This is a genomic window from Pedobacter sp. (genome assembly GCF_965249885.1).
In the GTDB taxonomy this organism is placed as follows: Bacteria; Bacteroidota; Bacteroidia; order Sphingobacteriales; family Sphingobacteriaceae; genus Pedobacter.
On the sequence record NZ_OZ252254.1, the window covers coordinates 4,157,659 to 4,172,454 of the forward strand.

Annotated in this window: 11 protein-coding genes; 7 read left to right on the forward strand and 4 right to left on the reverse strand. The window is 38.9% G+C overall.

All coding sequences use genetic code 11. From position 1 onward, the window contains the following. Positions 1-19: 19 nt before the first annotated feature. The 3 genes from topA to ACY2A0_RS17480 all read right to left on the reverse strand — a co-directional run bounded on the left by topA (position 20) and on the right by ACY2A0_RS17480 (position 4,180). Positions 20-2,563, reverse strand: coding sequence for a type I DNA topoisomerase (gene topA / locus ACY2A0_RS17470; RefSeq protein ID WP_461791719.1), 2,544 nt, complete (start codon positions 2,561-2,563; stop codon positions 20-22). Positions 2,564-2,857: 294 nt separating this feature from the next. After that, positions 2,858-3,529 carry a hypothetical protein gene (locus tag ACY2A0_RS17475; protein WP_461790665.1) on the reverse strand — a complete coding sequence of 224 codons (672 nt, stop codon included), beginning with the start codon at positions 3,527-3,529 and terminating at the stop codon, positions 2,858-2,860. Between the two features lie 30 nt (positions 3,530-3,559). Next, positions 3,560-4,180 carry a PAS domain-containing protein gene (locus ACY2A0_RS17480; RefSeq protein WP_461790666.1) on the reverse strand — a complete coding sequence of 207 codons (621 nt, stop codon included), beginning with the start codon at positions 4,178-4,180 and terminating at the stop codon, positions 3,560-3,562. A gap of 183 nt (positions 4,181-4,363) precedes the next feature. Here ACY2A0_RS17480 and ACY2A0_RS17485 point away from each other — a divergent pair, with 183 nt between their 5' ends. From ACY2A0_RS17485 to ACY2A0_RS17515, 7 genes are all read left to right on the forward strand, one after another. Then, positions 4,364-4,882, forward strand: coding sequence for a glutathione peroxidase (locus ACY2A0_RS17485; RefSeq protein ID WP_461790667.1), 519 nt, complete (start codon positions 4,364-4,366; stop codon positions 4,880-4,882). A gap of 346 nt (positions 4,883-5,228) precedes the next feature. After that, positions 5,229-5,996: a M90 family metallopeptidase gene (locus ACY2A0_RS17490; RefSeq protein ID WP_461790668.1), complete on the forward strand. Its 768-nt coding sequence runs from the start codon at positions 5,229-5,231 to the stop codon at positions 5,994-5,996. 180 nt (positions 5,997-6,176) lie between these two features. Beyond that, positions 6,177-7,562: an exonuclease domain-containing protein gene (locus tag ACY2A0_RS17495; protein WP_461790669.1), complete on the forward strand. Its 1,386-nt coding sequence runs from the start codon at positions 6,177-6,179 to the stop codon at positions 7,560-7,562. A 102-nt stretch (positions 7,563-7,664) separates the two neighbouring features. After that, positions 7,665-9,878 carry a tetratricopeptide repeat-containing sensor histidine kinase gene (locus tag ACY2A0_RS17500; protein ID WP_461790670.1) on the forward strand — a complete coding sequence of 738 codons (2,214 nt, stop codon included), beginning with the start codon at positions 7,665-7,667 and terminating at the stop codon, positions 9,876-9,878. After that, on the forward strand, positions 9,878-10,525 hold the full coding sequence (locus ACY2A0_RS17505; RefSeq protein ID WP_461790671.1) for a response regulator transcription factor: 648 nt from the start codon (positions 9,878-9,880) through the stop codon (positions 10,523-10,525). The genes ACY2A0_RS17500 and ACY2A0_RS17505 overlap by 1 nt, the downstream gene beginning before the upstream one ends. Before the next feature lie 105 nt (positions 10,526-10,630). After that, complete coding sequence (locus tag ACY2A0_RS17510) at positions 10,631-11,041, forward strand: hypothetical protein (RefSeq protein ID WP_461790672.1); 411 nt, start codon at positions 10,631-10,633, stop codon at positions 11,039-11,041. 24 nt (positions 11,042-11,065) lie between these two features. Continuing rightward, entirely contained in the window at positions 11,066-13,900 is a 2,835-nt protein-coding gene (locus ACY2A0_RS17515; RefSeq protein WP_461790673.1) for a T9SS type A sorting domain-containing protein, read from the forward strand. 54 nt (positions 13,901-13,954) lie between these two features. On the opposite strand, the gene ACY2A0_RS17520 is transcribed toward ACY2A0_RS17515, so the two are convergent. Continuing rightward, positions 13,955-14,755 (reverse strand): DUF3667 domain-containing protein, encoded by an 801-nt coding sequence (locus tag ACY2A0_RS17520; protein WP_461790674.1) that lies wholly within the window; start codon positions 14,753-14,755, stop codon positions 13,955-13,957. Between the last annotated feature and the right edge of the window lie 41 nt (positions 14,756-14,796).

Here is a 14,796-nt window from a genome sequence, read left to right on the forward strand (position 1 = left end):
ACTGCTAACTGACCACTGTTTACTTTTTCTTCGCTACGGCTTTCGTTTTTGCAGGGGCTTTTTTCTTGGCTTCAAAAGCATCCGGTTTTTGCGCTACAATTAAAGCTTTCACCTCATCCAAAGAAACACTTGCCAATTCTTCGGCGGTGTATTTTTGTTTGGTAGAAGGGTTGTTGCCCAATTTCAGCATGTCTTTGCCAAAGCGGATGAAAGGTCCCCATCTGCCATTTTCAATAGCGATTTTTTCTGCTTCCCACTGCTGGATGAAACGGTTGTTTTCCTTTTCTATCTTTTTGCTGATCAACTCATCGATATCTTTTTGGGAAAGGTTATCGAAGTTGTAAGCTTTAGGCACATTGATGAACAAATCGTTCCACTTAATGAAAGGACCGAAACGGCCTTTGCCTTTCGTAACCGGCATATTTTGGTAATGTGCCACAGGTGCATCAGCATCCACTTTTTCGCTGATGATGGCGATTGCGCTGTCGTTATCTATGGTTAAAGGATCTACGTTTTTAGGAATAGAAATGTAAGCATCGCCCCATTTCACGTAAGGTCCGAAACGACCTAAACCAACCGAAACTTCTTTGCCTTGGTAATCTTCCAGTTGAAACGGGAGTTTAAATAAGTCTAAGGCTTCTTCCAAAGTGATGGTACCTACCGATTGCGTTTTGGTTAAGCTGGCGTAACGAGGTTTTTCGTCTTCATTATCGCTCACTTCGCCAATTTGCACCAATGGTCCGAAACGACCAATTTTAGTGTATACATTTTTTCCACTTGCTGGGTCAACACCTAATAAGCGCTCACCAGTAGCTCTATCAGCCGTTTCAATGGTGTTTTCTACTTCGTTATGGAAAGGTTTGTAGAAGGAGTGAAGCATGTTAGTCCATTCCTGTAGGCCTTGTGCAATTTCATCAAACTGCTTTTCTACTTTGGCGGTAAAGTTAAAATCTACGATACCTTTGAAGTGTTCCACCAAGAAATCGTTCACTACTTCGCCTATATCAGTTGGGAATAACTTTCCTTTTTCAGCTCCTGTGATTTCCGATTTTTTCTGTCTGCTGATTTTTCCATCAGCTAATGTAAATGCCGTGAAATCTCTTTTCTTGCCGTCTCTATCTTCTTTCACTACATAACCTCTGTTTTGAATGGTAGAGATGGTAGGGGCATAAGTAGAAGGACGGCCGATGCCTAGTTCTTCCAGTTTTTTCACCAAGCTAGCCTCGGTATAGCGTGCTGGTGGACGAGAAAAACGTTCGGTAGCTAACATTTCTTTCAGTTGCAATGCTTGACCCACAGTTAATGGAGGTAATAAATTGCTTTCGTTTTCATCCTCCTCATCATCGGTTGATTCCAAGTATACCTTTAAGAAACCGTCAAACTTCAACACTTCACCTTCGGCACCTAAGGTTTCTTTTCTAGTACTGATGCCAATATCTACGGTAGTTTTTTCAAAAACAGCTTCGCTCATTTGCGATGCGATGGCACGTTTCCAGATCAGTTCGTATAAACGTGTTTCTGAAGCATCGCCTTTAATAGTATGTTGTTCAAAATAAGTAGGGCGGATTGCTTCGTGAGCTTCCTGTGCACCCGCAGATTTTGTTTTGTATATTCTTTGGTGATGATATTTTTCGCCGTAAGCGGATTTAATTTCTGCAGCAGCAGCGGCAATGGCAGTTTCAGACAAATTCACTGAATCGGTACGCATATAAGTGATTTTACCGTTTTCGTAAAGTCGCTGTGCAATTTGCATGGTCCTTGCTACCGAATAGCCTAACTTTCTGGAAGCTTCCTGCTGTAGGGTAGAGGTGGTGAAAGGAGCTGCCGGATTTCTTTTGGCTGGCTTCACCTCTAAGTTGTTGACCTTGAAGTTGGCACCAATACAATCCTGTAGGAATTTTTCTGCTTCCTCTGCTTTTTCGAAGCGTTGTGGCAATTCCGCTTTTACCGTTTCACGGCCATTGCCGGTAGTGAACTGTGCGGTAATTTTAAATGCGGCTGTAGCTTCAAATTTATTTACTTCTCTTTCTCTATCTACAATTAAACGTACCGCTACTGATTGTACACGGCCTGCAGAAAGTGAAGGTTTTACTTTTTTCCACAATACTGGAGATAGCTCAAAGCCCACCAAACGATCCAACACCCTGCGAGCCTGTTGGGCATGCACCAAGTTATAATCAATGGTTCTAGGAGTTTCTATCGCTTTTAGAATGGCAGGTTTAGTGATTTCGTGAAATACGATACGTTTGGTATTCTCGTGTTTTAAACCCAAAGTTTCAAACAAGTGCCAAGAAATGGCTTCTCCCTCGCGGTCCTCATCGGATGCTAACCATACCGTTTCTGCACCTTTTGCTAGTTTTTTTAACTCTGATACTACCTGTTTTTTATCAGCTGGTACTTCATAAGTCTGCGAAAAATCATTGTCCACATCTATTCCCATGTCGCCCTTTACCAAATCACGAATGTGTCCATAGCTGGATTTTACTAAAAAATCTTTTCCAAGATATCCTTCTATGGTTTTCGCTTTTGCGGGAGACTCAACTATCAATAAATTTTTTGCCATTAACTAGGGATTTTGTGCAAATAAAACTATAATATCCCCTAATATCAAAATTGATGTCGCTTTTTTTTGTTAGAAAGGTTAAAATGTGTGGGATTAGGAATTAGGGAATAGGGGTTAGGAGTTAGTGATTGGTCGGGTGTCAGTGGTAAGGTATCAGTGGTCAGGTGTCAGGTTAATCGTTTAGTTGGTTAATTGGGGATTTGGTTAGTTGGTTAACTGGTTAATCGTTTGTGATTCACTAGCAACTAATCCCTGATACCTGACCCTTAGGAACTAATCCCTAACTCCTAATGCCTATTTCCAACTGGACACTCGCATAGTGTAGGCATAGCCACGCCTAATTTGTCCGCTACTGATATTTTTAACAACAGATTTAACTTCTTTTTTTACCAATCCAATGTTTTTAGCGTAGGTTTCAATGTTAATTTCCTCCGTTAAAGCATTTATTTCTTCGTATTTAGTAGTTAAAGTGGAGTCGAGCTTATTGGTTCCAATGGTTAATGGTTGATTTAAATTTTTAATTTCATAGCGCCATTCGCCTAAATCATTATAAATATTTCCATTCCAAGTGGATTGCTCTGTGGCTGGAAATACCAATCGAACATACCTTTTATTATCAATAAACTCTTCAGCTCTGTTATTAACTGTTTTTCTGGTAATCACTTTTAAAAAAAACCAATCTCTAACCGCTGTTTTCTTCAGCCGTTCAATACGATAAACTTTATCACCTTGTGCATCAGTAAAAGTATTTGTAACGGTGTCCTTTAAATGAAAACTAAAAGTTGTAACCGAATTATTGAAATCGCTGTAAACAGTAGAGTCTACATCATATACGATTACAGACTGTAGTTTCAACGGAAAATAAGCGAAATTCATATCTGGTGCAGGAGAGTTTTCCGACTTGTTGCAGGAGCAAATTGCGATTGCACCGCCTAACATTAAATATATCAACTGCTTGAATTTCATTATACCAAAGATAGAAAAAGCATCAGTATTTTACCTTAATGCTTCGGTTATTTTATCCTGACTAGCGATATGTTCCACTTGTTTGAGAATTTTACGAGTATGACTATCTAGTTGTGATGCACTATTGTTTAGGAAATTGATCATTTGTTTTAATTCTTCAGGTAATTGGCTTTCTTGGTTGAGCAAGTGCATTAAACCTAAAATCTGACTAATCGGCTGTCGCATTTCATGGCTGATGGTAAAAAGCAAATTCTCCAACTCGTTAATGCGTTGTTCTTTCCTGAATTCTGCATTTTTTTTGTCGTCAATTATCGTTCTTACTGAAAAGTAACTTTCTTCTGCATCTGTAGCATGAATCGGAAAAATAATGGTGTCTACCCAATAATATCTGTTGTCTTTGGTTTTATTTCTGATTTCGCCTTGCCAAATGTTTCCACTAGCAATGGTCTTCCACATTTCTTTAAAAAAACTACGTGGATGCAAACCAGAGTTAATGATATTATGGTTAGCGCCTACCAACTCATCTGCAGAGTAGCCAGAAACTTGACAGAATTTTTCGTTGGCGTACAAGATGATGCCTTTTTTATCAGTAACGGAGCAGATAACATTGCCATCTTGCTGCCGTTCAATGTTTTGGAGCAGTAATTTCAATTTCTTACAGATTTGGTTATCAACTTACCTAAACGCATAAGTTTTAATGCGAAGCTATGAAAAATGATTTGCTTGCAACAACTACGAAATTTAATATAAATGTCAAATCGTAATATTTTGTGGAAAGAGATAGTAAATTTGACGCTTGCTATTCTCTATATTCGTAGAAAAAAAACAAGAATTATGATTAATGTACTGCTTTTATTTGTGGGGCTGTTTTTGAATAGCAATCCACCTAAAGATGTTTACGGTTTTTCATTTAAAACTTTAGATGGCAAAGAAGTAAAGTTGTCTAAATTTAAAGGGAAAAAAATATTGATTGTGAACACCGCATCTAAATGTGGTTATACCAAACAATATGAAGATTTAGAGAAACTGCACAAACAGTATGGCAAGGATGTAGTGTTAATTGGCTTTCCTTCGGCTAATTTTGGCGGACAGGAATTGGGAACCAATGCAGAAATTAAAGAGTTTTGCTCTAGCAAATTCGCTACTACTTTCTTAATTGCTGAGAAAAGTGATGTGAAAGGTGCTGACATTACGCCACTTTTCCAATTTTTAACTTCTGCGCCAAATCCAGATTTTACTGGCGACATTAAATGGAACTTCGAGAAGTTTTTAATTAATGAAAAAGGTCAGTTGGTACACCGTTATCGTTCGGCGGTAACACCGTTAGACCAACAGATTGTAAAGAATTTATAGTAGTATTAACGTGAGTTAGGGTTAAGTATTTCTGCAATTCTTGAAAAACTTGCTTTAAAGCTGTTTCTTTTAGCTCGCCGCCGCTGGGCTCTTACTTTTTGACCGCAAAAAGTAACAAAAACTCTCGGTTGCTTATTTTTCTTTTAAAGAAAGTGCTTTGGCTTGTTGGTGCAGCCCGAAAAATAAGAGACCGAAAATTAGCCGAACGAAGATTTGAAGCGCTATCGCTAGCAAAACAGCATAATTTTCTTGTCCCTAAATCACGTAATTTTAGTTTTTTAAACGTCAAAGCTGTCTCGAAGGACCAAGAAAAGGGCTTTTGAGGCAGCTTTTTTTATTTTTAGTGATGAACTACACACCATACCTCATTCTTTTAGTCTTCTTGATTGTTGCTTTGTATTTTATCCTCAGAAAAAAGCAACTTAAACTGCGTACTTTATCTGCCGAAGAGAAGAAATTATTGGCGGCAAATGTTACTTTTTATGCCGAATTGAGTGCTGAGCAAAAGCAGCTTTTTGAAACAAAGCTTGCTAACTTTTTAGCGGGAGTATCCATTGAAGGGGTGGGAACTGAAGTGACTGCCTTGGATAGGATTTTAGTGGGCGCTAGTGCTGTTATACCCATTTTCGGATTTAAGGATTGGGAATACCAGAATTTGGGCACGGTAGTGCTTTATCCAGATACTTTTAATAAGGATTTTCAGTTTGCAGACGGTGAGCGTAATATTTTGGGAATGGTAGGGGATGGCTACATGAACGGGCAAATGATCCTATCGCAGTCTGCTTTAAGGCATGGCTTTTCGAAGAGTGCAGGAAATTCGAACACGGGTATTCATGAGTTTGTACATCTCATTGATAAATCTGACGGGGCAACGGACGGGGTGCCTCAACATTTGCTAAAACATGAGTATGTGATGCCTTGGGTGAAGATGATGCATCAGGAAATAAAGCGAATAGAAGATAACAAATCGGACATTGATCCTTATGCGACCACCAATGAAGCAGAGTTTCTTGCTGTAGTATCCGAATATTTCTTTGAGAATCCGGAACGGATGAAAGATAGGCACCCAGAATTATATCAAAATTTAAGTTTATTATTTGGGCAAAAGCTTTAGTTGGTTTATTGGTCATTAGTTCACTAGATCATTGGTTCATTGGTTATTGTTTAACTGATTATTGGTTCATTGGTCATTAGCTCACTAGATCATCGGTTCATTAGTGCATTGGTTATTGTTTAACTGATTATTAGTTCATTGTTGTTTTGTTGTTACTAATTAATTTAGTAATATTGCCTTATGGATACGCCCGTTAAAACTAAAACTCTAAAATCCGTAGCAACGCAGTATGCCGTGGTGGATATTGAAACCACTGGAGGGAGTGTGTCGAACAGTCGCATTACAGAAGTAGCAGTCATTTTACACGACGGGCAGCGTGTTACCAAGCGTTGGAGCAGCTTGGTGAATCCTGAAATGCCTATCCCGTTACACATTACGGCGTTAACGGGTATCGACGAGGAGATGGTAGCTGCTGCACCTAGCTTCGCCGAAATTGCAGAAGAACTGATTGAACTATTGACAGATAAAGTTTTTGTAGCGCATAATGTAAATTTCGACTATTCGTTTTTGCGGGGTCAATTAGCGGCTTGCGGTATCCAATGGAATGCTACTAAACTATGTACCGTTAGGCTTTCGAGAAAGTTATTGCCTGGACTACCTTCTTACAGTTTAGGTAAGCTTTGTAGCTCCGTTGGAATTGCTTTAAAAGATAGGCACCGTGCTTTAGGAGATGCCGAAGCAACCGCTCATTTGTTTACCATGTTATTGGAGAAAGATGAGCAACAAATCATAAGAGAAATGGTGCTTAAAGCTTCGCCGGAGCAACGTTTGCCTCCGAATGTACCATTGGCTGACTTTAAAGCACTTCCACAAAGTCCCGGTGTATACTACTTTCACAATAACATAGGGAAAGTGATTTATGTGGGAAAAGCCGTTAATATAAAAAAGAGAGTGGCTTCTCACTTTACAGGCAATGATTTAGGTGCTAGGCGACAACATTTCTTGAAAGATATTTATCATATTTCTTATGAAAAATGTGGTTCGGAGCTAATGGCTTTGTTGTTGGAATGTACAGAAATTCAGCGTTTGTGGCCAGCGCATAACAGCGCCTTAAAACGTTTTGAAGCTAAATTTGCTTTGTATCATTATATTGGTGTGAGTGGATATAGTTACTTAGCCGTAGGTCGATTAACCAAGCAACAGCCGCATATTAAAACTTTTGACAGGGAGATAGATGGACTGAATTTCCTAGCTGAAATGACCAACAAGTTCCAAATTGATCAGCGTTTTTGTAGGTATGGCAAAGCTTCGGTACTGCGCAGTGATGAGCAACTTCCAAGCGTGGATAGTCATAACGCTGCAGTTAATGCTTTGTTGGAAGATATGGTTGCTGGTCAGCCAAGTTTTGTCATCATCGAAAATGGCAGGAATGCTGATGAGTTAGGTTGTGTGTATGTAGAAAAAGGCAGTTTTTGCGGAATGGGGTATTTAACCAATGATGTATCCTTTTCCAACTATCAGGAAGTTAGGGAACATATCACGGCATACAAAGGCAATCATTACATGTTGCAATTGGTGATGAGTTATGCGCAGCGTTTTCCATCTAGAATAAAATGGTTGGGGTAGCTTATCCGTTATTTTCACGTACTAGGTAATTATCCCTATTATTCTTTTAAAGAATATAATTTTGTGTAATCTTTTCTATATTAGGGCATTGAAGTTCTATTAATGAAAAGATATATACTGTGCTTTGCACTAATTTGTAATTTAATTGTTGTTGCACAAACTAATGAACATCAATTAGATAAAATCAAGTCATTATTAACTAAAGCTTCCTCTTTCCTTCCCGGGGACACCACGAATGCTAAGTTATATCTTAATGAAGCGGAAAAATTAGCGATAGCTATTAAGAGTGATACGAGCTTATGCCGTATTTATAATAATTATGGCGTTATGTATGCTAAGTTGGGAGCCGCCAAAAATTCGTTGGCATATTTCGAAAAACAACTATCGGCTGCTAAACGTAGCGGAAATCAAAAGCTAGTTGCCACGGCGTTGCGAAATACCGCCAATATTATTTCAGATATGGGTGATAATAAAAAAGCGATCGAAAGATATCAACTAGCTTATCAAATTGCTAAAAATAGTAATGATCCAAATGAGCAAAGTGCTAATCTAGTAAATATGGGTATGGTTTATATGACACTAGGGAATTATAATACTTCCATGCACACATTAATCTCGGCGCTAGATATCATTGAAAAAACTAAAAACTTGTCTGAAACAGCTTATGTTCAATATGTTTTAGCAGCATTGTATAATCGAATGAAGAACTTTGATAAGGCCTTGGAGCTGAACTTTAAGGCTCTTGATAATTTTAAAAAGTTAAAAGATGAGCGCACTGTTGCAGCATTAAGATTTAACATTGCTACTATCCAAATTAAAAAAGGACAATTTACGCAGGCGGAGGAAAATCTAACAGCCAACATCCCTTATTTTGAAAAAATAGGCAGCAAAGAGAGGTTGATGAAAACTTACGGACAACTGTTGGTCATCGCCGAAAGAACTCTTGATGAAAAACAAGCTGAAAAATATTCAAAGCTTGCGCTACAATATTCGGCGCTGAACGGAAATGTAATTAACGATATCACTGTGTTACGTAATCAGTCTAGGTTGGATATCTCGGAAGAGAAATTTGCTGACGCCGAAAAAAAGCTGGATAAAGCCTTAGAAATGGCTATTAAAGCAAATCAGTTTTTAGAGCTTTTAAATGTGCGTAGAGATAGGATAGTCCTATACCAGCAAAGTGGACAAGCCCGAAAAGCCACCTTGGAACTAGCAGAATATGATTTGGCGAAGGAAAAAGTACTAAACGAAGAAAATTTAACTATAGTAAATCAGTTAAGAACTGCCTATGAGACTGACAAGAAAGAGAAGCAGATTGACCTGCTAAATAAAGATAATCGCATTAAAAGTTTGGACTTGCTAAACAGACAGTTGCAGTTAGACAAAAGCAATGCATTCATCCAACAACAGGATCAACAGCTTACAATTAACCAACTCGAGCTCACCAACAAAAATCAGTTGCTTGCCAATCAACAACTAGATGCAGAAAAGAAAACACAAAATATCAAATCTCTTGAGAAACAAAGTAGGATACAAAAGCTTGAGCTTCAGAATAAAAACTTAGAAGTTAAGCAACGGAACTTAGCTATCGGTTCGTTGTTGATGGCATTTTTAGCCATAGGTGCGATTTCATTTTCTTACTATAAACGCAACAAGTTAAAACAACAAAATTTGCTACAAGCGGAAATTTACAAGCAGCAGGAAATTGCAACGCGGGCAGTATTTGAGGGGGAACAAAACGAACGAATTCGTATCGCTAGAGATTTGCATGACGGAATAGGGCAAATGCTCTCTGTGGTAAAGATGAATGTTTCCACCTTAAATCCAGCGGATAAAACGGTTGACAATACCTTGAATTTAGTAGATAAAACCATTGATGAGTTGCGGTCGATTTCCCATAATTTAATTCCAGAAGCCTTAAATTTCGGACTGTATGCGGCGTTGGAAGATATCTGCCAAAAAATTAATGATACTGGCAAAACTCAAGTAAATATTCATATCGCAGAGAATGTGCAACACATTAACTTAGCACAGCAGAATAAACTTTCCGTTTATCGTATTGTGCAAGAGGTGCTTAACAATATGGTTAAACACGCTAACGCTTCACAAATTGATGTGGATATCACTAAGGGAGAAGCTCATATGCTAATAGCCATTAGAGATAACGGGGTGGGATTCGATACCGCGAAAATAGATGATTCCAAAGGTATAGGCTGGAAAAACATCTCTGCCCGGGTTCACCTATTGGATGGGGATATGAACATTAAATCCGAAAGATTATTAGGTACTCAAATTGAAATTAGTATTCCCGCTTAATGGAAAAGGAAAAAATAAATATTTTGATTGCAGATGATCATCAAATGGTGATTGATGGACTAAAAATGATGTTAGATGGCGATGTTTACCAAGTAATTTCTGAAGCTAATAACGGACAGGAAGCAATGGATTTAATCCAAATGCAGCCACAACAGTATCATTTGTTGCTTACTGATATTAGCATGCCATTGTTATCGGGTACTGAACTTTGCCGAATGATCAAATCTCAATTTCCTCATATACAGGTGTTAGTTTTATCGATGTATAACAACCCGCAAGCTGTTAAGGAGGCGGTGCTAGCTGAAGCTGATGGCTATATCTTGAAAAATTCGGGACGTACTGAGCTCCTTCAAGCTTTGCACAGAATCACTAATGGTGGAACTTATTTTTCGCAGGACATCGTACCCATAATTTATGGCCAGTACCAAAAGCAAAAAGTTAAAGATGAAAAACTTAACGTGCTTTCGCCCCGTGAGCGGGAAATATTATCCTTAATTGTAAAAGAATTTACGAGCGAAGAAATTGCAGAAAAGCTGTTCATTAGTAAAAAGACCGTAGACAATCACCGGCAAAACTTGTTCATTAGGTGCAATTGTAAAAGTACGGTTGGCCTAGTTAAATATGCGCTAGCCAATGGTTTAGAATAACCTATGGGTATTTATACCTATTAAAATGAGTTTTTGTATCTATTGATTGCCTACTGGCTGATTTTCAACTTTGTAATGGTCATTTAAACAAGGCCATCTTAAGAAATGAAACAGCTATTATCAAAACTCTTTATCGGATTAGTATTAGTATTATGCTTCAGCGCTTGTAAAAAAGATGAAGACGAAAATGCAACAGTTGCCTTAGAAGGCAGTTGGAAAATCAGTAAGTACGATGGGCAAACCCTCCAATCGCCAGCTTACGGTACCTTTATAGCGACATCAACTTCAAGTACGCAGGGGAATTCAAATCTAGTGCTTTCTTTCAATGGCACAACTACCAGTAAAGAAACTGCTTCTTTCGTGGTTTCCGACAACAATACTAAAGTTACGTTTACCAAAACGGATGGAAATTACACCGTGCTTAGCGGCGGAGGTACTTGGACCATCAATGTTGTCAACAGCAGTAGTTTAAAAATGACCAGCCAGTACGGCTTAGTATTAGAAATGACGAAATAATTCCATCATCTAAATTCTCATTACATGAAAAAACTATTACTAACTTTTGTATTGGTCGCATTATTAAATGCTGCGTTTGCTCAAACCAATACTGCTTGGAGCTGGTTTTCTACCTCCGGAGTGGCCAGCAATGCTCCAGGTAGACAGCTGGCAGACATGACCACCGATGCTAATGGAAATGTGTATGCTATTGGTCGTTTTATGGGAACGTTAACCATTGGTGGACTCAGCGTAAGTACATCTGGCGATGGTACATCGAATGCTAACTATGATGAGGATGCCTTTGTAGTGAAGTACAACTCGGCAGGCGTAGCGCAATGGCTTAAGCGACTTGGGAAGGTTGGAACTGCCAATAATGAATGGGCTTCAGTAATTGCAGTTGATGCTAACGGAAACGCTTATGTAGGTATCACCAACGGTGGCGTTTCCATAGGCGGTTTAAATTTTTTAACCAAGTTTGATACCAACGGCAATCAGTTGTGGAGCGCCTGCGATTATTCAATTTCCGGAATAACAGTGCGTGGAAATGCAGTTTGGGTAACCGGCAATAATCAAATTAAAAAGTTCGATTTAGATGGTAACGAACAGTGGACAGTAGCCAATGCGGGCGCTGGAGCTGCTGATAACTTCGTAGATACCGATGGCAACGCTTATCTCACAACTTATGCCTTAGGATCCTCATCTGGAACTTTTTTGGGACAAAATTTTACTGCAATAGGTTTAGCCACTACCTATATTGGAAAAATCAACAGTAATGGAGCGGTGCAATGGATACAGGAAATCAAAGGAAGAAGTGCGAGCTATTATACCGTTGATAAAAACGGAAGAAGCTACATTTGGCTGGTAGGCGGTTTTGGTGATGTGTTTCAGGGTATCTCAACTAACAACATATCTGGCTTTTCTTATTTTGAATTGGATAACACTGGTTCAGTAGCAAGGTATTTGAAAAATACACCATACAAAGGGGCTTTCAAAGTTAGAGATGATGGTATATACGGCTATTCTCTAGAAGTAGGTAACCCCACTGCAAGAGCAATTGCTTATGGCGATTATTTTATCAATATGCCAACTGATCCTACAGTGGCCATCGGCATAGCGATAAAATATAATAAGGCTACAGATGCCGTGGATAAAATAGCGACGCTTGAAATGAAAGGTGGTTCCTATAATCCGGGGCAAGTTTTGGTGGCTCAATATGCGCAAAACTCCAAAATGATGATTGGCGGTTGGTATGGCAGCTCGTTGAAGCTTAACAATAGTACCTATGCGGTGAGCGCCAGTTCTGGGAGTACGCCATCCGATTTCTTTTTAGCACAATGTGATTTGTCACTTGTACCGGCACCAGAGGTAACGAATTGGACTGGTCAGGCTAACGACGGTAACTGGGACAACGCCGCGAACTGGAGCAACGGCATACCTAATGGCACGAAGAAGACTGTTTTACCGAGTGGTCTGACGAGTTATCCTACTACCATCCCTGCAAATGCTGCTCCGGCTAAACTTGAAGTGGCGTCAGGCGCAAAGGTGCAGCTTCCGCTCAACTTTTCTGCGCCATTCGGTATCGTAAATAATGGAACTATCGAAATTAACACTGCTGGAACATTTACGGGTGCATTTAACAATGTTGTACCCAGTGGCACTGGTAAGGTGACTATTAAAAATGCGGGCGTCACATTCTATTTTACATCGGCATTTAACCAAACGCTAGAGTTAAACTTTAGCGGTACTGCTACTACCTATGGTGGTACTATCAACGGCGATTTGATATTAACCAATGGTTCGCTCAACCTTAGTTTCGAGTTATATCCGCTGGTTGTAAATAATATCGTTGGTGGTTCGGAAACGAGTTATATCATCGGAAAGGTAGCTTCTAAAGTAGCGGCCAACGGCAATTATAACTTCCCCATAGGCACTAGTGATAGGTATGCGCCAGTATCCTTACAGCTTAACAACGTTACGGGGCCAACCACAATTGCCGCAAGTTTTACTAAAACAATTAATGGCAGTGCACCCAACGTAGCGGTTGGCGGTAAACAGGTGAGCAGTTTGCTGAATACGGGAATTTGGACAGTTACGCCAGACGTTGCTTTAACAGCAGGTAGTTATACCATCTCGTTAACAGGGAAGGGCTACACCAACGGAGCAGCGGATGTACGCAATTATGTGGTGCTGAAAAGAAACAATTCTTCGTCGGCTTGGGGATTTTTTGGGGAGAATGGAACTTCGACAGAGTCAAATGGACAGGTAACTGCTCAAGCTGGAAAAATTAACGGCTTCTCTGATTTTGCTATTGGTATAGCTAACGGTGCAGTGCCATCAACTTTGCCAGTTAAACTGATTGATTTTCAGTTGAAAGCATCGCTGTCATCAGTTATCCTTACTTGGAAAACCGCAACGGAATTGAATAATGAAAAGTTTCTGGTTGAAAGGAGTGATAACGGCATTGATTTCGAGCAAATTGCAACACTCAAAGGAAATGGCACTACTAATCAGCTATCCAATTACAGCTATGCAGATCTAAAGCCATTAGCGGGATATAATTATTATCGTTTAAAACAGATAGACTTAAATGGAGATATCGAGATCAGCGAAGTGAAAATGATAAAATTTGATTTAAACGTCAGTACCGAAATTTCAATTTTCCCCAATCCTGTTAGTGATTTCTTTAACGTCAGCTATTCTGGTGGGCCTTCGAAACTTGCGCAGTTATTTGATTTCTCTGGTAAAAAGTTAGTAGATATTGTTCCAATTGCTAATCAATTTTCTATTCCAAGTAACTTGAATAATGGACTTTACTTAGTTAAAATCATCTACCAAGATCAACGAGTAAGTCAGCATAAATTGATCATTAAAAGGTAATTTAGTAAAGCTGTTGAAGTGAAGAAGTAGTATTAAGCTATTTCTTCACTTCTTTTATTTTCCAGCAGGTTGGAGGTATTTTATTGCCTCCGGACCTTGTGTAATCCCGTAAATAAATGCGCCAATAGCAACTACTACCATCAAAATAAAAAAAGCTACTGAAACTAGTCCTAAACTTGCTAATACTTTCCAAATAATTTGCTTTAAAGGCTTATCACGATAAAATCCTTTAAAAAACCAAGTTAGCAAGAAAGGTGTAAGTATAAATGAAAGCGTGCTTATGGAACTTACTAAATTTGTATTGTGCCTAACGGCAAATAGTATCGGATAAACAATTACGATAGTCATGATGTTGTAAGCCGCCAGGATATAAGCGTTCATTACAATGTGCTCGTAATAATTATGTTTCCAGTTATGAAAAGCAATCCAAGTGCTTAAAGCAAAAACAGGAATCATGGCCAACATAATGAATGAATTATAGCTAGTGACGAATGACATATAATCATTCATAAAAGCCGAATTCAAGTGCTGACCCTCGTAAAGCTCACGCATGATTTTCGCAAAGCCGATGATTTTAAAAGAGATAAAAGCAGAGATACCACTCAGCAAGAACGCTAACAGCATCGGCTTGTAGTGATTAACCCTGTTGCCATCAACAAATTCTCTAGCAGTTCCTCCTGGGCTTTTGATTAGCTTTTTTACAGTGTAGAGAAAACCTTTGTTCGTATGAATCAGTAAGTACTGAATCTCGTCAGTTACGTATTTTTTATCGATCCTTTTGAATCTCTTCTGTCCGCAATGCCTGCAATAATTTTCATCAATAGTATAGTCGCAGTTTAAACAGGTTTGTTCCATAAACTATTAAGGCTTGTTTGTTGGTGTATTAATAATTAAAA